Source organism: Janthinobacterium sp. C22 (assembly GCF_057919405.1).
In genome coordinates this window covers 5,750,978-5,771,785 of the sequence record NZ_CP193659.1, presented here as the reverse complement: position 1 = coordinate 5,771,785, position 20,808 = coordinate 5,750,978, and the positions used below count along the sequence as shown (strand labels likewise).

At 66.1% G+C, this 20,808-nt stretch carries 17 protein-coding genes and 2 pseudogenes; 6 read left to right on the top strand and 13 right to left on the bottom strand.

The window, feature by feature from the left end:
- Positions 1-51 precede the first annotated feature (51 nt).
- Positions 52-1,374: a M20/M25/M40 family metallo-hydrolase gene (locus tag ACRHIG_RS27040; protein ID WP_489628510.1), complete on the top strand. Its 1,323-nt coding sequence runs from the start codon at positions 52-54 to the stop codon at positions 1,372-1,374.
- Here the strand turns inward: ACRHIG_RS27040 and ACRHIG_RS27035 are convergent, their stop codons facing one another.
- Positions 1,375-3,141 (bottom strand): FAD-dependent oxidoreductase, encoded by a 1,767-nt coding sequence (locus tag ACRHIG_RS27035; RefSeq protein WP_489628509.1) that lies wholly within the window; start codon positions 3,139-3,141, stop codon positions 1,375-1,377. It abuts the gene before it with no gap.
- 252 nt (positions 3,142-3,393) lie between these two features.
- Here ACRHIG_RS27035 and cysM point away from each other — a divergent pair, with 252 nt between their 5' ends.
- A complete protein-coding gene (gene cysM / locus ACRHIG_RS27030; RefSeq protein WP_475415698.1) occupies positions 3,394-4,296 on the top strand; it encodes a cysteine synthase CysM in 903 nt (300 codons plus the stop codon).
- A 100-nt stretch (positions 4,297-4,396) separates the two neighbouring features.
- Here the strand turns inward: cysM and ACRHIG_RS27025 are convergent, their stop codons facing one another.
- The 6 genes and pseudogenes from ACRHIG_RS27025 to ACRHIG_RS27000 form a co-directional block, all read right to left on the bottom strand.
- Positions 4,397-4,729, bottom strand: coding sequence for a hypothetical protein (locus ACRHIG_RS27025; protein ID WP_034751784.1), 333 nt, complete (start codon positions 4,727-4,729; stop codon positions 4,397-4,399).
- A 438-nt stretch (positions 4,730-5,167) separates the two neighbouring features.
- A pseudogene (mltB, locus tag ACRHIG_RS27020) lies at positions 5,168-6,324 on the bottom strand (lytic murein transglycosylase B).
- Positions 6,321-6,815: a DUF4129 domain-containing protein gene (locus ACRHIG_RS27015; protein WP_489628508.1), complete on the bottom strand. Its 495-nt coding sequence runs from the start codon at positions 6,813-6,815 to the stop codon at positions 6,321-6,323. Before ACRHIG_RS27015 ends, mltB begins: the two are co-directional and overlap by 4 nt.
- Before the next feature lie 4 nt (positions 6,816-6,819).
- Positions 6,820-8,319: a transglutaminase TgpA family protein gene (locus ACRHIG_RS27010; protein ID WP_489628507.1), complete on the bottom strand. Its 1,500-nt coding sequence runs from the start codon at positions 8,317-8,319 to the stop codon at positions 6,820-6,822.
- 17 nt (positions 8,320-8,336) lie between these two features.
- Complete coding sequence (locus ACRHIG_RS27005) at positions 8,337-9,302, bottom strand: DUF58 domain-containing protein (protein WP_489628506.1); 966 nt, start codon at positions 9,300-9,302, stop codon at positions 8,337-8,339.
- Positions 9,303-9,327: 25 nt separating this feature from the next.
- Positions 9,328-10,236 carry an AAA family ATPase gene (locus tag ACRHIG_RS27000; protein ID WP_489628505.1) on the bottom strand — a complete coding sequence of 303 codons (909 nt, stop codon included), beginning with the start codon at positions 10,234-10,236 and terminating at the stop codon, positions 9,328-9,330.
- Positions 10,237-10,462: 226 nt separating this feature from the next.
- Between ACRHIG_RS27000 and ACRHIG_RS26995 the strand changes: the two are divergent.
- A pseudogene (locus tag ACRHIG_RS26995) lies at positions 10,463-11,388 on the top strand (histone deacetylase family protein).
- Positions 11,389-11,400: 12 nt separating this feature from the next.
- Here ACRHIG_RS26995 and ACRHIG_RS26990 read toward each other — a convergent pair.
- Together ACRHIG_RS26990 and ACRHIG_RS26985 are read right to left on the bottom strand one after the other, a co-directional pair.
- Positions 11,401-11,724 (bottom strand): hypothetical protein, encoded by a 324-nt coding sequence (locus ACRHIG_RS26990; protein WP_489628504.1) that lies wholly within the window; start codon positions 11,722-11,724, stop codon positions 11,401-11,403.
- 164 nt (positions 11,725-11,888) lie between these two features.
- Complete coding sequence (locus tag ACRHIG_RS26985; RefSeq protein ID WP_489628503.1) at positions 11,889-12,629, bottom strand: hypothetical protein; 741 nt, start codon at positions 12,627-12,629, stop codon at positions 11,889-11,891.
- Positions 12,630-12,886: 257 nt separating this feature from the next.
- On the opposite strand from ACRHIG_RS26985, the gene ylqF reads away from it, so the two are divergent.
- Positions 12,887-13,834 (top strand): ribosome biogenesis GTPase YlqF, encoded by a 948-nt coding sequence (ylqF, locus tag ACRHIG_RS26980; RefSeq protein WP_489628502.1) that lies wholly within the window; start codon positions 12,887-12,889, stop codon positions 13,832-13,834.
- Between the two features lie 156 nt (positions 13,835-13,990).
- Here the strand turns inward: ylqF and ACRHIG_RS26975 are convergent, their stop codons facing one another.
- Entirely contained in the window at positions 13,991-14,794 is an 804-nt protein-coding gene (locus ACRHIG_RS26975; RefSeq protein ID WP_489628501.1) for a DODA-type extradiol aromatic ring-opening family dioxygenase, read from the bottom strand.
- 112 nt (positions 14,795-14,906) lie between these two features.
- On the opposite strand from ACRHIG_RS26975, the gene ACRHIG_RS26970 reads away from it, so the two are divergent.
- Positions 14,907-15,797: a LysR family transcriptional regulator gene (locus ACRHIG_RS26970; protein ID WP_489628500.1), complete on the top strand. Its 891-nt coding sequence runs from the start codon at positions 14,907-14,909 to the stop codon at positions 15,795-15,797.
- On the opposite strand, the gene ACRHIG_RS26965 is transcribed toward ACRHIG_RS26970, so the two are convergent.
- The 3 genes from ACRHIG_RS26965 to ACRHIG_RS26955 all read right to left on the bottom strand — a co-directional run bounded on the left by ACRHIG_RS26965 (position 15,798) and on the right by ACRHIG_RS26955 (position 18,929).
- Complete coding sequence (locus tag ACRHIG_RS26965; protein WP_489628499.1) at positions 15,798-16,682, bottom strand: hypothetical protein; 885 nt, start codon at positions 16,680-16,682, stop codon at positions 15,798-15,800. It abuts the gene before it with no gap.
- Positions 16,679-18,055: a M1 family aminopeptidase gene (locus tag ACRHIG_RS26960; RefSeq protein ID WP_489628498.1), complete on the bottom strand. Its 1,377-nt coding sequence runs from the start codon at positions 18,053-18,055 to the stop codon at positions 16,679-16,681. The genes ACRHIG_RS26965 and ACRHIG_RS26960 overlap by 4 nt, the downstream gene beginning before the upstream one ends.
- 64 nt (positions 18,056-18,119) lie before the next feature.
- A complete protein-coding gene (locus ACRHIG_RS26955; RefSeq protein ID WP_489628497.1) occupies positions 18,120-18,929 on the bottom strand; it encodes a hypothetical protein in 810 nt (269 codons plus the stop codon).
- A gap of 224 nt (positions 18,930-19,153) precedes the next feature.
- Here ACRHIG_RS26955 and ACRHIG_RS26950 point away from each other — a divergent pair, with 224 nt between their 5' ends.
- Positions 19,154-20,695: a TonB-dependent receptor domain-containing protein gene (locus ACRHIG_RS26950; RefSeq protein WP_489628496.1), complete on the top strand. Its 1,542-nt coding sequence runs from the start codon at positions 19,154-19,156 to the stop codon at positions 20,693-20,695.
- Positions 20,696-20,808: the final 113 nt, after the last annotated feature.

Here is a 20,808-nt window from a genome sequence, read left to right as displayed (position 1 = left end):
TGATCGGGAGACGGCGGCATGGTACGGATTTTGACGGCAATGACGGCAGCCATGCTGTCGGCGAGTGTGGCGGCGGCGCCGGGCGCCGAACCGGCACAGCAGCAGATACGGCAGGTGGTGGCCGACATCTCGCCGCAGCGCATCGAGGCGCATGTGCGCAAGCTGGTCGGTTTCCAGACGCGCCACACCATGTCCGATACCATGTCCGACACGCGCGGCATCGGCGCGGCCCGGCGCTGGATCAAGGCCGAGCTGGAGCGCTGTGGCGCGCAGGCGGGCGGACGGCTGCAGGTAGCGTTCGACAGCCATGTCGCGCCCGTGTCGAAACGCATCGCGCGGCCGACGGAAATCGTCAACGTGGTGGCGACCCTGCCCGGCAGCCAGCCGCAGTCGGCCGGTCGCATCTATGTCGTCAGCGGCCATTACGATTCGCGCGCCACCGACGTGATGGATGCGCAGGGCGACGCGCCCGGCGCCAACGACGACGCGTCCGGCACGGCGGCCGTGATCGAGATGGCTTGCGCGATGGCGCGCTACCAGTTCGACGCCACGCTCGTCTTCATGGCCGTGGCGGCCGAGGAACAGGGGCTGCTCGGTTCCGGTCACTGGGCGCAGCAGGCGAAGTTGAACAAGCTCAACATCGCCGGCATGCTCAACAACGACATCATCGGCAGTTCGCGCGCGGAAGACGGCAGCGTCGATGGCGGCCAGGTGCGCCTGTTTGCCGAGGGCATCCCGGCCGTGAAGGAGATGAGCGACGGCGTGCGCGCCCTGGTGGCGACGGGCGGCGAAAACGATTCCATCTCGCGCCAGCTGGCGCGCCATGTGAAACAGGTGGGCGAGCGCTACGTGCCCGGCTTCAAGGTCAACGTCATCCAGCGCGCCGACCGCTACCTGCGCGGCGGCGACCATATGCCGTTCCTGGCGCAAGGCTACGCGGCGCTGCGCTTCACGGAACCGCACGAGGATTTTGCGCATCAGCACCAGGACGTGCGCGTGGAAAATGGCGTGCAGTATGGCGACCTGCCGCAATTCGTCGACTACGACTACGTGGCGAAAGTGGCGCGCGTGAATGCGGCGGCGCTCGCTTCGCTGGCCCTGGCGCCGGCCGCGCCCGCCGGCGTGCAGGTGCGCACGGCCCAGCTGGAAAACGCCACCGCACTGGTATGGCAGCCGAACACGGAACCGGACCTGGCCGGCTACCGCATCGTCTGGCGCGCCACGACGGCAGACCAGTGGCAGGGCGCGCAGGACGTGGGCAAGGTCACCGAGGCCAAGGTCAAGCTGTCGAAAGACAACTATTTCTTTGGCGTCCAGGCCATCGATCGCGACGGCAACGTCAGCGTGGCCACGTATCCCATGCCGCTGCGCTGATCAGGAACCGACGGGCAGGCGCGCAAGAAAGCCGTGGATCTGGGAAACGACCGCCGCGCCTTCGCCCACGGCGGCGGCCACGCGCTTGGTGGAACCGGCACGCACGTCGCCGATGGCGAACACGCCCGGCACGCTCGTTTCCAGCGCGGCCCGCTCCGGCAAGCCCGGTGGCGGGTAGGGTAAATGCGCGGTGTGGCCGTGGGCGCGGCATTCGGCGCGCGTGACGTCGAAGCCCGTGCGGATGAAACCCTGCTCGTCGACGGCGACGGCGCAGTCGTGCAGCCAGTCCGTGTTCGGATCGGCGCCGACAAACAGGAACACGCGGCGCACGGCGCAATCGCATTCTTCCCCCGTCTGGTTGTTGCGCCAGCGCACCTCCGTCAAGCCATCGTCGTCGCCTTCGAGGGCGATGATTTCCGTATGCGTATGCAGGGTGATGTTGGGCGTGGCGGCGATGCGCTCGATCAGGTAGCTCGACATGCTGGCCGCCAGGCCCTCGCCGCGGATCACCATGTGGACTTTGGCGGCGTGGCCCGAGAGGAACACGGCGGCCTGGCCGGCCGAGTTGCCGCCGCCGACGAGGATGATCTCTTCCTGCCGGCACAGCTTGGCTTCGATGGGCGAGGCCCAGTAATACACGCCACGTCCCTCATACGTTTTCAGGTTGGCCAGCGAGGGGCGGCGGTAGCGCGCGCCGCACGACAGCACCACCGTGCGGGCGCGCACCTGCGTGCCGTCGCACAGATTGACGCGCAGGGGCCAGGTGTCGCACAGCAGGTTGGCGGCGCTGGCCGGGGTGGCGATCTCGACGCCGAACTTTTGCGCCTGCACATAGGCGCGCCCCGCCAAGGCCCGGCCGGAAATGCCGGTGGGGAAACCCAGGTAATTTTCGATGCGCGCGCTGGCGCCCGCCTGGCCGCCGTACGCGCGCTGTTCCAGCGCCAGAACCGATAGGCCTTCCGAGGCCGCATACACGGCCGTGGCCAGGCCGGCGGGACCGGCGCCCACCACCAGCACGTCGAAGAGTTTGTCGCCGGATAAATCGGGCAGCATGCCCAGGCAGCGTCCCAGTTCCGCATTGCCGGGATTTTTCATGATCTTGCCGTCCGGACAGACCACCAGCGGCCACTCCTGCGGCGTGGGCTGGTAGCGCCCGGCCAGCGCGGCGGCGGCCGCATCGCTGGCCGGATCGAGCACCGTGTGCGGATGGCCATTGCTCGACAGAAAACTTTGCAGGTGGAACAGATTGCCATTGCCGCGCGGGCCCACCAGCACGGGGCCGCCCGAATTCGATTCGATCAGCGCCACGCGGCGCAGGATCAGGGCGCGCACGATGCGTTCGCCCATCTCCGCTTCGGCGACGATCAGCGCGCGCAAGGATTCCGAACTGATGTCGAGCAATTCCACCGGCCCCACGGCGCTGCCGTTGACGAGGGTGGGGCGGCCGGACAATTGCGCCACCTCGGCAATGAAATGGCCGACGCCCACTTCGCGCAACTGCGACGCCTGCCCCAGCACCTCGTGGCGCTTGATGCTGACCCGGCCGGACAGTATCACCAGCATGCCGAAGCTGCTGCTGCCCGCCTCGAACAGCGTCTCGCCATCGGCGAAGCGCCGCAGCGTGCCATAGCGCTGCAAGCGCTGCAGTTCGAGCGCATTGAAGACGGGCGAGATCTGGTGGCTGCGGCCCTGCAAGTCGAGCGTGGCGAACTGGACGGGATCATCCTGCGTCGTTTCGGGAATGAATTCGGGTGTGCTGCTGGCCATGGCGGGTCCGTTCGGAGGCTGAATAAGCAAATAACAAAAATAACTAACAGTGACGAGTCTAGCGCATGCGGCGCCCGCCCGCCGCAATATCCCTTGCGCACGCCCGGAAATGGCGGGGCGGCAAGCGCCATGCGGCCAGTGGCGGCGCAGCCGCGCACGCGCGCGGGCCCGGATGCCCCCGCCGATGAGCGATACGCCGTCCAGCATCTCATATTAGAATGGGTCCTTGTTGAATCCACTCAAACAGACACGATGGCTTACAAGACACTTGAAGATACGATAGGCAATACCCCGCTGGTGCAGCTGACGCGCTTGCCGGGCGCCGATGCGCTTGCGCGCAACAACGTCATCCTCGGCAAGCTGGAAGGCAACAATCCGGCTGGCTCCGTGAAGGACCGCGCGGCCATGTCCATGCTCAAGCGCGCGGAAGAGCGCGGCGTCATCAAGCCGGGCGATACGCTGATCGAGGCGACCAGCGGCAATACGGGCATCGCGCTGGCCATGGCCGCCGCCTTGCGCGGCTACAAGATGCTGCTCTTGATGCCAGACAACCTGAGCGTGGAGCGCCGCCAGAGCATGGCCGCCTACGGCGCCGACATTTTATTGACGCCGAGGACGGGCGGCATGGAATATGCGCGCGACCTGGCCGAGCAGATGCAGAAGGATGGCCGCGGCGTCATCCTTGACCAGTTCGCCAACGAAGACAATTCGCGCGCCCACTATGAAAGCACGGGACCGGAAATCTGGCGCGATACGCATGGCCGCGTGACGCATTTCGTCAGCGCCATGGGCACGACGGGCACCATCATGGGCGTGTCGCGTTACCTGAAAGAACAGAATCCCGCCATCCAGATCATCGGCGCCCAGCCCGAGGAAGGTTCGCAGATTCCCGGCATCCGCAAGTGGCCGGAAGCGTACTTGCCGAAAATCTACGACAAGTCGCGCGTGGACCAGGTGGAATACGTGAGCCAGGGCGTGGCCGAGCGCATGGCGCGCAGCCTGGCGGCGGAAGAGGGCTTGTTCTGCGGCATCTCGGCGGCCGGCGCGTGCGAAATCGCGCTGCGCATCTCGCAAACGGTGGAAAACGCGACCATCGTGTTCGTCGTCTGCGACCGCGGCGACAGATATCTGTCCACAGGTGTTTTTCCTGCGTAACGGCGAAGGATGTGAAGTGAGGTCGGCCAGAACGGCCTGAGAACTGCTGGAAATACCCCCTCCCCATGGCGGGGAGGGAAAACCTGCGAAACCGGCAGGATCAGCCTTGTGGCGTTTCGCCTTCTTTTGGTTTGAATTGCTTGTCGCTGATGCGGAATTTGTTACGACGGTCACCCATCAGGTAACGCAGGTCGCGGATGCTCAGATCGCTGACTTCGTGCATGCGGATCAGCAGCGATGCGCCGACCGGCAGGCGGTGATGGCGGATTTTGCTGATGACCGGTGGCGCCACTTCCAGCGCGCGGGACAAGGCTGCGTCGTTTTTCAGGCGCAGGTTTTCGATCAGGGTATCGAGCAGTCTGTTTGGGTTGTACTGGAGCAGATCGTCGGAGTCCGAATCGCTGTTCATATCAATGCCGACTTGGTTTGTCATGATGTTATTGTTCCTTCTGTAGTTGCACTGCAAAGTAAAAAACACTCGGAGCTCGCTCTTGCTGCGTTCATGTTCATTCTTTACTAAAAGGAACGAATTCACACACGGTACGATCCGGGAGACAGTTTTTCATGATATATACACAATTGTACAACAGGATTCAATTTCAAGCTGGAAAGCCCGATAATCTTGCCTTGTACAGAATTGGTGTTGTCTAGTTGCAACACCTATTTATTCTTTATTATGCTCTATGATAGAACAAAAATTGTACTTTGACAAAAGTTAAGTATAAAACCATTACTGCATCCCGTGCCGCACAAAGGCTGGCGAGCGAGGCTGGCACATGTTATCGGCCCTACCATAGTCTTGTTTGCTGGCCGCTTCAACATCCCTTACGCTTTCTTACAAGTAATATTATAACTTTACACTGACTTTCGGTTAGCGTGCGCGCACTTGGCTGATGGCCCTGCCCAAGTCGATCACTGACATGGCATAAAAATAACTTCTGTTGTACTGAGTTATAGCAAAGAAGTTATTGGTTGCCAAGTGATACTCAGTTGCTTCTGAACCATTTTGTAAATCGATCAGGCCGAACAACATGTTCTGGGGCGTGGACGGGGCGGCACTCACGCCGGCCTCCTGTAATTCCGCCAACCGGTACTTGGCCTGCAAGCCCTGGCCGATGAACTTTTCCCAAGTGCGGCTGGCCGAGACGGTGACGGGATACGTGCTGATGGCGGGATCATCGCGCCGCCAGCCGTGTTCGACGAGGAAATGCGCGACGCTGCCGATGGCGTCGGCCGTGGAATTGCGCAAGTCGATGTGACTATCGCCATCGAAGTCCACCGCATATTTCATGATGCTGCTGGGCATGAATTGCGGCAAGCCGATGGCGCCCGCATACGAGCCGAGCAGGGTCAATGGATCGATGCCATCCTTGCGCGCATACAGCAGCGCGTTTTCCAGTTCGCCCTTGAAAAATTCCATGCGCGCGGCGCGGTTCGGGCTTTCCGGATAGGAAAACGCCAGGGTGGTCAGCGCGTCGAGCACGCGGAAACGGCCCGTGTTGCGTCCGTACACGGTTTCCACGCCGATGATGCCGACGATGATCTCGGCCGGCACGCCATACTCGCGCTCGGCCCGCGCCAGCGCTTGCGCATTCTCTTCCCAGAATTTCACGCCCGCATTGATGCGCACCGGCTCGATGAAGCGGGCGCTGTACGCTTGCCAGTTCTTCGGCTTGCCCGGCGGGGCCGGTTTCATCAGCTGCACGGTCGACTCGACATAGCGCACCTTGCCGATCAGGGTATCGAGCCCGGCGCGGTCAAAGCCATGCTTGGCGGACATTTCATCGAGGAAGGCGCGGACTTCTTTCCAGTTGGCATAGTCGACGAATTCGCCTTCGAAGTCGAATTTTGCCGGTGCTTTTTGGCTGCCGCCTTGGCGGGCGGGGCCTTGGCCGCGCGCACGGCACGGGCGCGGTCGGCGGCGGAAATGTTGCTGTTTTCGCCGGCGTGCGCGGTGGCCAGGCACAGTGGAAGGGAGAGGAGCAGGGACAGGGCGGAGGTTTTGATCGGTAACAAGGAGCGTCTCATCGGCATTGGGTTAACAGGCGGCGCAAGCTGCGCCGCGCGCGGAGTTGTTCGTCTGGGCTGGCATTACCATACTTCATCGCGGCATAGATTGCCAGAAACTGTGCGATGGCGGCGTGCGCCTCTTGTGTGGCCTTGCCTGCGGCCAGGCGCGCAGCATAACCGTGCGGGCCTTCATGCGGCGCACGGCTGTAGCCGCGCCCCGCCTGCTGACGGCAAAACCGCGCGTACAGGCGGTCGAGCGGATCGCCTTGCCGCGCCTGCCGCCACCAGACCAGTGCGCCGGCCACGGCGGACAGCAGGGCCAGCACGGCGCAAGCGAGTGCCAGCTTGTTCGCTGGCAAGTTTCTCAAGCCATCGAGCATGGCGCGCTGGCGCTGCGGCGTGGTGTCGAGCACCCAGCTGCTCCAGGCGTGCTCGGCTTGCTGCCATTGCTGGCGCCACGCGGCGAGCGCCCTGGCGCGCCGCCGTCGAGGCCGGCCAGGGCGCGCCACGCCGTCAGCGGCGACGGGGGCGGCGGCAGGGCGGCGTCGAGGTTGCGCTCCGTGCGCAGGGGGCGACGGCGCCGGTGGGATCGATGCGCACCCAGCCCCGGCCCGCCAGCCACACTTCGCTCCAGGCATGGGCGTCGGACTGGCGCACGCTCAGGCTGTTGCCGGTACCGTTGCGCAGGCCGCCCTGGTAACCGGTGACGACGCGCGCGGGAATGCCCATGGCGCGCATCAGCACGACAAAGCTGCCCGCATAATGTTCGCAAAAGCCCGCCTGCGTGCCAAACAGGAAGTCGTCGACGCCATGCTTGCCCAGCAGCGGCGGCTGCAGGGTGTAGCGGAAGGGCGCGCGGCGGAAGTGCTCGAGCACGGCGGCGACGGCATCGGCGGGCGCCAGCGCCTGCGCGCCATGGCCGCGCAGGGCGCGGGCCCAGGCCACGCTGCGCGGATTGCTGCCAGCGGGCAAGGCCAGCCATGGCTGTTGCTGCGCGGCCGGCAAGCCGGCCTGCAGCCGGTAACGCGGCTGGGAACTGACGCGATAACGCACGGTCGAAGTAATGGGCTGGATGGTCAGCACTTCCAGCGCGGACGAGACGACATACGGGTTGCCGGGCAAGCGTTCGATGCTGCGCGGCACGTCGAGCGCGAAGATGCGCCGCTGGCCGCTCGCCTGCAAGGTCACTTCATATTGGCTGGGCTGGCCTTCCAGCGCGATGTCGATGCGGCTGTCGCCGGCAGGCGCGTGCCCTTTCGCACCCCGGCGCGTCCAGGTGGCGCCGTCGAAGTCGCCCAGCACCACGCCGCGCCAATACAGCTGGTCTTGCGGCGGGAGCGGTGTGGAAAATCGCGCCGTGAAAACGGGTGCGCTTGACAGGGCCAGCGAGGCGATGGCACCCGGCTGCATGCTGTCGGACAAGCCCGTGCGCGCCTGCGCACCGTCCGATGCGGCGCCCCACAAGGGGCCGTCCACGCGCGGCAGGGCAAGAAACATCAGGGCCGACAGGGGGATGGCCAGCGCCAGCATGCGTCCCAGCAAGGCCAGCCTTTGCGCCAGGCGCGGCTGCACGGCGCCGTACTGGGCCGACAGCAGGGCGGCCAACAGGACGATGACGGTGGCCAGCATCCAGACGGCGCTGAGGATGCCTTGCGCATGAAAGAAGTTCGCCAGCAGCAAAAAGAAACTGAGGAAGACGAAGACGAAGATGTCGCGCCGGCCATGCATTTCCAGCGATTTCAAGGCCAGCAGCAAGGCCAGCAGAGCCACGCCGGGATCGCGTCCCAGTACGGTGCCATAGCTGGCGTACACGCCGGCGATGCCCAGCAGGGCCAGCGGTGCGAGCATCGCCAGCGGCGGCTGGCGCCGACCCCGCACGGTGATCGCGGCGCGCCACAGCAGCAGGGCGGCGGCCGCCGCCGACAGCCACGGGGGCAGGTGCAGCGCGTGCGGCGCCAGCACCATGGCGGCGGCCAGCAACAGCAGCACGATGTCGGCCTTGTCACGCGGCAAGTTTGCTAGCCATTGCCTCATGCCATGACCTCATGCTGTGGCAAGCCGTGCAGGGCCAGCGCGCGCAGGCAGGCGTCGCGCTGGCTGGCGCCCAGGCCCGGCGCCACGGTCAGTGCGCCCAGGCGCAAGCCGTACGGCAAGCCCGTGCGTTCGGCCTGCAGCACCCAGGCGGCCAGGCGCGACAAACGCGCTTCCGGCGCCAGCGCGTGCAGGGCGGCGTGCTCAAGCAGGATGCTGCCGTGAGCCATGCCGGCGGGCGCGTCGACGGCAGGCTCGAATTGCTTGCTGAAGACATGCTCACCGTCATGGCGGGCGATCTGGCGCCAGGCCAGGCGGTGCAAGGGATCGCCGGGCTGGTAGGCGCGCACGCCGGCCAGCTCCAGGACGCCGCCGGGCGAGTCTGGCGGCCGTGTCTGCTTTGCCTGCCGCACCGTGCCGGCAGGCAAGGGCAGCGGCGGCGCGTTGTGCTCGGGCTGCGGATACACGAGTACGCGGGCATCCGGCTGCCAATGGCACCAGGCAATAAACAGGCCCAGCGGAAAACTGCCGGACAGGCGCACGGGAGGAGCAGTGAGCCAGCCGCGTTGCGGCGCCTCCACGACGATGCCGACGGCCGTTTCCCCGTGGGCGGCGATGTCGGCCAGGCTGGGCGCTGCCGGTGCATCGCTGATGGCCAGGTGGATCGCATGGCGCGGGCGCGTACTGCGGTTGATCAGGCGCAAGGTGAACGAGGCGTGGCTGCCCGCGAACACGGGGCTGCCCGGCGTGGCGGCCAAGGCCAGGCCCGCCAGGTTGCGGCTGGTAAACAGCATGTCGGCGATGGCGCAGGCGGCGGCGAAATATGTGAGCGCATAACCGAGGCCCAGGCGGTAATTGACGGCGGCGATCCACAGCGCCAGCAGCAGGGCGGCAAACGCCAGGCCCGCGCGCGAAGGGCGGACGTGCACGCGCTGCGCGCCCAGCCAGGGCGCGGCGGCAGCCAAGAGACATTGCGCCAGCGCATGCCGGTCAGACGGGTATGCTCAACAGCATGTGCTGCAGCAGCGCGCGGCTATCCGTGGATCCTTGCGCCGCATGCAGGCGGTGGGCGCAGACGGGCAGCAGCACGGCTTGCACGTCGTCGGGCGTGACGTGGTCGCGTCCGGCCAGGGCGGCCCAGGCGCGCGCCGCCTGCAGCAGGGCCAGCGCGGCGCGCGGGCTCAGGCCATCGGCAAACACGCCCGGCGCGCGGGTGGCGTGCACGAGGGCCAGCACGTAGTCGACGACGGCGGCCGAGGCGTGGATGGCGCGCAGGCCCGCTTGCGCCTGCAGCAATTCTTCCGCGTTCATGACGGCCGGCAAGGTGTGCAGCATGGCGCGGCGGTCGGCGCCCAGCAGCAGCGCCCGTTCGGCGGCCGCATCGGGGTAGCCCAGGGTGACGCACATGAGGAAACGGTCGAGCTGCGATTCGGGCAGGGGGAAGGTGCCCAGCTGGTGCGCGCAGTTTTGCGTGGCGATGACGAAAAACGGCTGCGGCAGCGCATGCGTGACGCCATCGAGCGTCACTTGCCGCTCTTCCATCGCTTCGAGCAAGCCCGATTGCGTCTTCGGCGTGGCGCGATTGATCTCGTCGGCCAGCAGCACCTGGGTGAACAGGGGGCCGGGATGAAAGAGGAAGCTGCCGCTGCCCCGGTCATACACGCTCATGCCGGCCACGTCGGCGGGCAGCAGGTCGCTGGTGAATTGCTGGCGCTTCCATTGCAGGCCCAGCGTGATGGCCAGCGCATGCGCCAGCGTCGTCTTGCCCACGCCGGGCACGTCTTCGATCAGCAGGTGGCCGCCGGCCAGCACGCAGGCGAGGGTCTGGCGGATCTGCAAGTGTTTGCCGACGAGAACTTCGCCGATCTGCTGTGCGGCCTGGTGTATTTTCGAAAACATGCTATTTCTATCACAGTAAGACGGATTATTTAATTTACAATCGCTTTGGCCAGGTCAAACGGCGCCGCCCGCCACCTGCGCGCTCGTGGTAGATTAGAGAGGCAGCAAGGACGGCAAGGGCGGCACAGACCAGCCAGTGATTTTATGCGAGAACGCGCAAGGCGGACAGGAATGCCATGCGGTGTTCCCGGAGAATGGATAGAGACAGAGGTAACCAGTACAGCGCATGAGCACAGCCATTTATACCCATCCCGATTGCCAGCGCCATGAAATGGGCGACTGGCACCCTGAATCGCCGGCCCGCTTGCAGGCCATCAACGATCAATTGATCCTCGCGCACATCAGCGACCTGATCGAGCATCGCGACGGCGCGCGTGCGCAATTGTCCGATATCGAGCGCAACCACAGCGCCACGGCCATCGGCCTCGTGCGCGACAATGTGCCGCCCGAGGGCGACTACTATCCGCTCGACGGCGACACCCTGCTCAACGCGCACAGCTACGAGGCGGCGCTGGCCGCCGCTGGTTCGGCCGTGGCCGCCACGGATGCCGTCATCGATGGCGAGATCAGCAACGCCTTTTGCGCGATCCGCCCGCCCGGCCACCATGCGCGGCCCAGCGAGCCCATGGGTTTTTGCCTGTTCAATAATATCGCTATCGCCGCCAAGCATGCGCTCGACGTGCGCGGTCTCGAGCGCGTCGCCATCGTCGATTTCGACGTGCACCATGGCAATGGCACGGCCGAGTCCGTGGCGCACGATCCGCGCATCCTGATGGTGAGCTTTTTCAGCATCCGTTCTATCCGTACAGTGACGTGGAATCGTATACCGACACGCGCGTCAACGTGCCCGTGCCGGCCCGCTCGAAGGGCGACGCCGTGCGCCAGCTGGTGCTCGACCACTGGCTGCCGGCGCTGCACCGGCAGCAGCCGCAGATGATTTTCATTTCCGCCGGTTTCGACGCCCACCGCGAAGACGACGTGGGCGGCATGGGCCTGGTGGAGGCCGACTATACGTGGATGACGCAGCAGATGATGGCCGTGGCCCATCAGTATGGCAAGGGCCGCATCGTCAGTTGCCTGGAAGGGGGCTACAACCTGTCGTCCTTGGGCCGCAGCGTGGCGGCGCACGTGAAGGCGCTGGCGGAACTGTAACGGTGCAGCGCACTACAGCAAGGTGGGACGGCTGCCGGAGTTCGTGTGGCGGTGGGTCTGGTAGTCGAGCGCGTCGCCGGCCATGAAGCGGCGCCAGGCTTGCGTGTAGACGAGCGATGATTTATCCGCATCAAAACTGTCGAGCTGCAGCATGTCGCGGTGGTGCTTGATTTCATTGACCAATTGGTCATACAGCATTTGCAAGCCATAGCTGTCGGCGCTCTGGCGTTTCAATCGCTCTTCCAGCTGCGCCACTTGCCCCTGCAATTGCCGGCATTCCCTCTTCCAGTCATTGCGCGGCACGCGCTCGGGCGCCTTGCCAGTGTGTTCCTTCATCATATCGCACTATCCCCATCGTCTATCTCCCTGCACCTGGCGCTAGCCAGCCTGGAAATAATTGCTTTTCATTTAAGAGGCGATATTAGAGCACACTTTTTTATTACTCTCAGTAAATATAAAAATCCTTGTGGAAATATTTGACCTGGCTCGCCCGGTGCGCATCACTGGCGCTGCACCGCCTTCAACGGCGCCGCAGGGGCGGCGCCGGCCATTTTTTCGTCGTCGGCGTAGGTCAGGGTCAGCAGGGTATTGTCGTCCCAGCCCACGTCATGCAGCGGCGGCACGTAGCGCTGGCGGTCTTCCGTGACGCGGATGTCCAGCGTGCGCTCGCCCGAGCGCGCCTGCACGGCAAGCAGCTTGCGGGCCACGGGAAACGGCACGTGGATCAGCGACGAGTGGCACGGCCCGCCGGCCAGGCGGAACAGGTTGCGCCGGACAAACGGCAGATCATCCTGCTCGACGGCCCAGCGGATTTCGCATTCCAGACGCAGGTCGCCCAGGCGGCGCACGTTCTGGGGCAGGCCCGGCGTGTGGATGTCGGCGCGCCAGCGCAGGGTGTCGCGCTTCTTGTTGCTGACCAGGTCGGCATTCGCATCGTAGGCGGTCTTGTCGCGCGTCAAGGTGAAGCCGCCGTCCGCCGCCAGCGGCACGGGGATGGACAGGTTGTCGGCCGACAAATGCAGGGTCACGCCATCGAGCCTGGCCTTCGGCGTGGCGGGGATCAGCATGAAACGCAGCGGCGCGCCCGGCGCCAGGCGCTGGTGGTCGGCATACGCATCGAGTCCCTTGAGCATGGTGCGGTAGGGGCGCAGGTCGGGATCGCGCGTGCCTTGCACATCGACAATCTGCTGCATTTCCTGCTTCGCTGCGTCGCCTGGCCCCGCCGGCTGTTCCTGGGCCATGGCGGGCAGCAGGCAGGCGCAAAGGGGGCGAGGAGGAGGAAACGGGGAAGATGCATGGAAGGCGTGCCAGGTTGTGCTTGCAATGGGGAAACCGGCCAGGCTGGACGGACTGCGGATATTATCATTCGTGTAACTGCTAAATTATCACCAATTGTCTCGTTCGCGTCGCACGGCTGGCGCCGGCGGCGGAAAATGCGACGTCGCGGCGGCAACCACGTAAAATAGCGGATTGACCGAACGATTTTGAAAGCAAGAGCATGGCGATACAATGGTACCCAGGACACATGAACGCGGCCCGCAAGAAAGCGGCCGAAACCATGGAAAACACCGATCTGGTGATTGAAGTGGTGGACGCGCGCCTGCCGGCAGCCAGCTGCAATCCCATGGTGGACGAGCTGCGCCTTTTCCGCCAGCGCCCTTGCCTGAAAATCCTCAACAAGACCGACCTGGCCGACCCTGCGGCTACCGCCGCCTGGGTGGCGTACTTCAATGCCCAGGAAGGCGTGACCGCGTATGCGATGACGACCAAGAAGCCGGGCGACGTGGCGCGCATCCCGGAACTGGCGAAATCGCTGGCGCCGCACCGCGGCGTGCCGACGAAACCGCTGCGCATCATGATCATGGGCATCCCCAACGTGGGCAAGTCGACCCTGATGAACGCGCTGCTGAAAAAACGCGTGGCCAAGGTGGGCGACGAGCCGGCCGTCACAAAAATGCAGCAAAAGCTGTACCTGGACAAGAACACCATCCTCGTCGACACGCCCGGCATGCTGTGGCCGAAGATCGCCATCCCCAGCGACGGCCTGATGCTGGCGGCCAGCCACGCGATCGGCTCGAACGCGCTGATCGAAGAAGAGGTGGCCGTGTTCCTGGCCGAGGAATTGCTCAAGCGCTATCCGGACTTGCTGGCGGCCCGCTACGGCACCAAGGTCGGTGAAGTCGACGCCATCGGCGTGGTCGAGGGCATCGCCGCCAAGCGCGGCTTCCGCATCAAGGGCGGCGACTACGATTTCGAGAAAGCGTCGCACACCCTGCTGCTCGACTACCGCAGCGGCATCCTGGGACGCATCTCGCTGGAAACGCCGGACACGCGCGCGGCCCTGATGGCCCAGCACGCGGCCGAGATGGCGGAAAAAGCGGCCAAGGCAGCGGAAATCGCGGCCGAAAAGGCAAAGAATGCGGCGCGGGGCAAGCGCGGCACGTAATTCACGGCCGCTGACTCACCCCAAAGCAAATTCTGGGGTCAGACCCCCGGTGACGTTGGCGCTGAACCAGCCGTTAGCGGTGTTGAGGGTCTGACCCCGGCTTGCAAAAAGCGCCGCGACATCACTGTCGCGGCGCTTTTTTCATGCGCTATCCGATTATCCGAATCTGAAACTGGTCACCGCCAGCGCGCCAAAGAAATCCTCCTCGTGGTACGCCACGTGGGCCGCTTCCTGCTCGGCCGCGCCGAGCGCCACCATCAGCGGCAGCAGATGGTCTTCCTGCGGGTGGGCCTGGCGCGCGGCCGGCGCCCGGTCCCAGGCCAGCAGCTGTTCCAGCCTTTGTTCAGGCGGCAAGGCCATCGTCTGGCGCAGCCAGGCGTCGAACTGGTGCGAGGCGACGGCGCCCGCCTGGCCGAACTGGCGCAGGTTGTGGTAGCTGAGGCCGCTGCCGACGATCAGCACGCCTTGCCGGCGCAGGCCGGCCAGCGCGCGGCCCACCTCGACGTGCGTCAGCGGGTCGTAGCCGTGCTTGAGCGACAGCTGCACCAGCGGCACGTCCGCCTGCGGATAGATGGGGAACAGGGCGCTGAAGGTGCCATGGTCGAAACCGCGCTCGTGGTCGAGGCGCGCCGGGTGGCCGGCCGCATCGAGCAACTGTTTTACCTGCGCCGCCAGCTCCGGCGCGCCCGGCGCCGGGTACTGGATTTGATAGGTGTGCGGCGGAAAGCCCGAGTAATCGTAGATCATGCCCGGCTTGGGGCTGGCCGAGACGAGAAACTGCGGCCCTTCCCAGTGCGCCGTCACGACCAGCACGGCTTTCGGGCGCGCGCCGATCTGGCGCGGGATATCCTGCAACGATGCTTCGAGCACGTCGTAGCGCCCGCCGAACTGGTCTTTCATGAACGGCCACGGGCCGCCGCCGTGCGACAGGAAATACGTGGGGAAGGTGTGCTCTTGCATGGCGGCTCCTGGTGGGAATGGCTGATGCTGTCGATGATAGTCATGCGCGGTCAGTTGATCAAGATCGCAATTATTGATATATCATTTCCATTTTGTTGATGATGGGGCAGCCATGGATACCTTGCGCAGCATGCGCGTGTTTCGCGCCGTGGTGGAGCTGGACAGTTTCGTGCGGGCCAGCGAGCGCCTGGACCTGTCGCCGGCCATGGTCAGCAAGCACGTGATGCACCTGGAACGCCACCTGGGCGCGCGCTTGCTGAACCGCAGCAGCCGCCACCTGAGCCTGACGGAAATCGGCAAGGTGTATTTTGAACAGTGCCGCGACATGCTCGACAACCTCGACGAAGTGGAAGCGACCGTGGGCCGCACGACGGTGGTGCCGCGCGGCATGCTGCGCCTGAGCGCCCCCGTCTGGTTCGCCAATGCCATCTTTACGCGCACCCTGGCGGCTTACCGCGAGCGCTTCCCGGAAGTGACGTTCGACATCGATTTGAGCGGGCGCGTGGTCAACCTGGTGGAAGAGGGATTTGACCTGGCCCTGCGCGTGAGCCAGGCGCCGTCGCCGGCCCTGATCGCGCGGCCCATCGGCAGCATCGCCTTCCACCTGGTGGCCGCGCCCGCCTACCTGGCGCGCGCGGGCCGGCCGCAGCTGCCGCAAGACCTCACGCAGCACGCCATGATCAGCTATTCCTTGTTAGCGAACGGCAATGAGCTGGCCTTCGACGGGCCGCAGGGACGCGAGACGGTAAAGTTTACGCCCGTGCTGCAATGTAATAACGAAAGCTTGCTGCACGCGGCCGCGCTCGACGGCATGGGCATCGCCCTGCTGCCGTCGTGGCAAACGGATGCGGACCTGGCGGCGGGGCGGCTGGTGCGCCTCTTCGACGATTGCAAGCTGGCGGGCGGCAAGGTGTACGCCGTCTACACGAGCCGCCGCTACCTGTCCTCGAAGGTGCGCACCTTCATCGACTTCCTCGCCGATGAAGGGCGCCTGGGGGCTTGATCACGCGAGCGAGCGCTTCACGTCGATCAGCGCGAACAGGCGCGCGCTGCGCATCCACGCCAGCACCAGCGCCGCCAGCTGCGTCGCCAGCAAGCCGGCCGCGATGGCCAGCGGACCGGGGCCGGCCAGGTTCAGCCGGGCCACGCCCAGCAGCGCATACAGGCCCAGTCCCAGCACGGTGATGACGAAGTAGATGGGCAGGCAGGCCAGCGGACGCCGGCGCAGCATGCCGAGACCCCGCCACCAGGCCTTGACGGCCGACGTGCGGCGCCGGTCGACGGCCAGCGCCGCGCGGCCCGCGTCGAGCGTGGCGCAGGCCAGCAGGAACAGCACGCCCGTGAACAGCAAGGCCAGGTGGCGGGCTAGGTCGGCGTCCGCTTCGAGGATGGCTGTCGCCGCGTGCCTGCCGGCCAGTTTCAGCGCGCCGGCACCGATCGCCAGCGCCACGCCCAGCGGCACGATGCTCCACAGCAGCATGCGCAGCATGCGGCCGTATTCGCTGAAGGCGCCCGTCAGCAGGGGGCCGAAGCTCAGTGGCGCGGGGGCGCGCGCGGCCGTCGCCACCAGGCCGCTCAGCAGCGGCGACAGCAGCAAGGCCAGCACGATGCCCGTGATGGCGGCCTGGCTGATGGCGGCCCCGTTGCGTCCCGCATTGGCCACCAGGTCGGCCACGGTCATCAGGTCGAGCTTGTGCGCCAGGGCCGCCGCATGCACGGCGTTATCGAGGCTGGCGCCCAGGGTGCGCCAGATGGGAATGACGGCAACGATGGCGGGAATCAGCAGCAGGCCCGCCCATAGCAGCAGCAAGCGCCATTGCAGGGCGGCGCGGCTGGCGCGCATGGTCAGGGTCAGGCCGCTGGCCCGTGTCGTGGAAGTGGCGCTCATACGATGGCGATCAGGGAAAGCAGGTATTGGAAGGCGGCGGCGATATCGAGGCCCCAGCGCCGCGCGGCGGACGTGTCGGCTTTCAGGGTGCGGCCGTCATCGAGCTTGTTGACGTCGAGGTAGTGCACGCGGTCGGGATCGAGTTCGGCAGAGACGGCCTTCACGGGCTTGCTCCAGGTGTAGCGCTGCCACAGCTGCTCGTTGTCCCACACCACGCGTTCGGAGCTGCCGTCGGCGAATTTCACCTGCAGCACCTGCGGCACGGGCGCGCCGCGGCGGCGCAGCACCACGCTGGTCAGATAGGGATACGGTCCCGTGCCCGGCTTGGCGTCCGGATGCGCCTCGTCCCACGCTGCGCGCACCTTGTCCTCTTCCTTTTCCAGCGCCTCGGGCGTGCGTTCCACGCGCTTGCCGTTCACCAGCGCCAGGCCGGCCAGCGGCGTCTGCTCTTCGCTGGTGAAGCTGCCGATGCGGTCGTCGATATTCGCGCTGGCATGGACTTGCTGCGCGAAGACTTGTTCCACGATGCGGCGCTGGCCCGTCGCTTCGGCCAGCGCTTCGCGCAGATCGGCCACGCTGGGGTGGCGGAATTTCCACTGTTCGTAATAGGCCTTGAAGCCCCGTTCCATGGCCTCGCTGCCGATGCGCGCTTCCAGGTCGCGCAGGGTGACGGCCGTGCGGCTGTACACGGGCCCCACGCCCTGCAGGCGGTTCCAGGCATTCTGGCCCAGCGGGTCGGCCGCATCCTGGCGTGGCGCGGCCATGCGCTCGGCCTCGAAGACCTTGAAGGCGGGAGCGAAGCCCAGGCGCTTGAGCAGGGGCGTGGTGGCGTGGATGTCCTGGCCGCGCGCGCGCAGCATGCGCTGGTCCCAGTACTCGTTCAAGCCTTCGTCGAGGATGGGTTCCTCGAACTCGTTCGAGGCCAGGATGCCGTAGAAATAGCCGTGGCCGAATTCGTGGATGGTGACGAAATCGAGGCCGAATCCGGCGAGGGTCTTCGGCTGCAGGCTGGCGTAGCTCGAGGCGGTGATGAAGGTCGGGTATTCCATGCCGCCCGCTTCGGCCGCATTGAACGGCGGGATCACCACCGTCAGGGTCTTGTACGGATACGGGCCCAGGGTGCGCGAGAAATAGGTGAGCGCATCCTTGGCGGCCTGCAGCGCCGGCGCCGTGTTCGATGCGTACTCGGGCGGGTACAGTACCCGGATGGCCACGGGAGGGCTGCCAGGACCGCTCCAGCTGCCCGTCAATGGCGGCGCGCTGCGCTTGTCGGCTGTCCAGGCGAAATCGTGCACGTCGCCCTGCACATAGTGATGCGTGAGCATGCCGTCCTTTTCCTGCGGCGCGCCTTGCAGCTCGCCCGTGGCGCCCACCGTGTATTCCCGGGCACGGTCAGCTTCACGTCATAGTGGCCGAAGTCGGCGTAGAACTCCGAATTTAGGTGGAATTCATGCGCGTTCCAGCGCGGCGCGGTGGCCCCCGTTCGCCGGGCAGTTCCAGCACGGCGATCTTCGGGAACCACTGGCCCACCAGGTGGAAGCTGCCGAAATAGCCGGTGCGCGCGATGACGCGCGGCAGCTGGTCGAAGAAGCGGATGTCGAGCGTCGTCTCGGCGCCCGGCGCGACGGCCTGCGGCAAGTCGACGCGCACGACGGTGCGGTCGGTGGCCGGGCCGTTGTCGGGCTGGACGAAATGCCAGGGCGCCCTGGCGCCGTTCTGCGTCATGCTGCGCAGTTCCATGTAGCCCCACTCGCCGTCGCGCGTGCCGACGCCCGAGCGAAAGCCCGTGTCGAACTTGCGCTTCTCGGTAAAGAAGGTCGAATGCTCGCCTTCGAACGCATTCAGGTACAGGTGCAGGTACACGCTGCTGACGGCTTGCGCGCTGCGGTTGCGCCAGCGCAGTTTCTGCCGGCCGTCTATCGTGTGCTTGACGGGATCGAGCGTCGCTTCGATCTGGTAGTCGACCACGCGGTCCGACAGGGTCGCTTGCGCGCCCGTGCGCGCGCCGCCCCAGGCATTGCTGGCGCTGGGCGTGCTGACGGCGGCCGCATGCGGCGAAGCGAGGGCGATGCCGTCGGCGGACGGCGCCAGCGGCACGGCCGCGCTGGCCGGCTTGCCGTGGTCCGGCTGGGCGAGCAGCTCGGCCTGCAGGGCCAGGCCTGCCAGCAGCAGGGCGGCGATGGCAAGGGCTTTGAGCTTGCCTGGGAGGGGGACAAGGCGGCGGCGCGGCGTGCTACGACTTTCCATGCGTGACTCCCACAGTGGCTTGTTGATTTTCAAATGCGGTCGGCTGCGCCCAGGATCGCCGGGCGCTCGTTAATATACCTGTAAAAATTACAAATAAGCAATAAATTATGCTGGCAGCCCCGCTCGCTGTTGCGGCGCCGCGCGCCGTGCGTATAATGATTCGCTTTTGCCATCCTCCCGTTTCACTACCGTGCGTGCCCCGGTAGCGCACCCAGCTTTCCGCCATGATGCCTGCCCCTTCCGTCCTGACCATCGCCACGCGCACCTTGCTGTTGTGCGCCCTGGTCATGCCGGCGTGCGCGCAGGAGCTGGTGCCGCCGCCCGTGCCGCAGGCCGGCGTCACGCACGGCGACTTGTCCGCCGAACTGGCGCAGGGCGGCCAGCACAGCGTGCGCGCCGCCCTGTCGCGCGACCAGGACGGCATGTCGCTCGACGCGGCCATCGACGGTCTGCGTAACGGCAATTACCGCGATGGCAGCGTGTTTCACCAGCGCGGCTTCAACGGCGGCGCGGAATGGAAGCTGCGCCAGGGCCGCTTCGGCTTCAGCGCCGACCAGTTGAAGCAGGACACCCGCTATCCCGCGCCCGAGGCGCCGTTCCTGTCCTTGCTGGCGGCCCGCCCGGAAGACCTGTACCGCTATGAGGTGCGGCGCGCCAGCGCCTTCGTGCAGCGCTATGTGGGCAGTTTCGAGCTGGGCGTGGAATTGTCGCAGCGGGAAAAGCGCGCCACGGCCCACTATGCGGGCGAGGATGGCAGCAGCGAGTCGAGCTACAGCAGCCGCCGTCGGCAACTGGCGCCCCGCGTGCGCCATTACGGCAAGGTGGGCCGCGTGGGCACGGATACGGAAGTGGGCCTGGACCTGATGCAGTGGCAGCGGCGCTCGGGTCGCGCGGGCGATGCGCAGCGCCGCCAGTACTCGCGCGCGCTGCTGATGCGCGAAGAGCTGGCCTTCGGCGGCGCGTATGCGCCGCGCCTGCTGCTGGGACTGCGGCATGAACAGTTCCAGCTCGATCCGGCCGACATGCCGGCCGGCGGCAGCGACTGGGAAAACCAGAATGCCTGGGACTTGCAGGGCAGCCTGCAGCTGCGCCCGCAGCTGAGCGTGTATGCCAAGGCCGCGCGCAGCTACCGCATCGACGACGATGGCTATACCCGCGCCGGCTACCGCCCCCTGGCGGGACAGCTGCGGCGCGAAACGGAAGTGGGCGCCACCTACGGCGACGCGGCGCGCAGCGCTTCCGTGCGCGTGTTCGGCGAGCGCCTGAGCAACCAGATCGTCTTCGACCAGAGCCTGGGCCAGCTGGGCTTTGCTGGCAACCTCGATCCCTCGCGCCGTGCCGGCATCGCCATCGAGGCCAGCATGGCGCTGGCGCGCGACTGGCGCCTCGACGCCCAGGTGCGCCAGGTGCATGCGCGCTATGACGATTACGCTTACGACGGCCCGGACATCGCCCTCGTGCCGAAGACCCTGGTCAGCCTGCGCCTGTACTGGACGGGGCAGGGCGGCGCCAGTGCCGACGTGGGCGTGCAATGGCTGCGCGCCTTGCGCTACGGCCCCGATTTCGCCGGCAGCTGCCTGGCGCAAGTGCCCGCCTTCGCCACCGTGGACGGTCGCTATGTGCGCAAGCTGGGCGCCTGGGAGCTGGAACTGGCCGGCAGCAACCTGGCCAACCGCCGCCATTACGGCGATGCGCCGGGCTGCCGCTCCAGCATTTACCTCAACGATGCGCGCCAGCTGCGCGTGTCGGCGCGCTACCATTTCTGAGGCAGCGGCGCGGCGGCGCTTAAAAGCGGCTTAATCGGGCGCAAACGGGGTGCGTAAAAGCGATTTTTTCCGGCCGGGCCTCATCGCCCGGCGCAAAAAGTGGTAATCTCGCC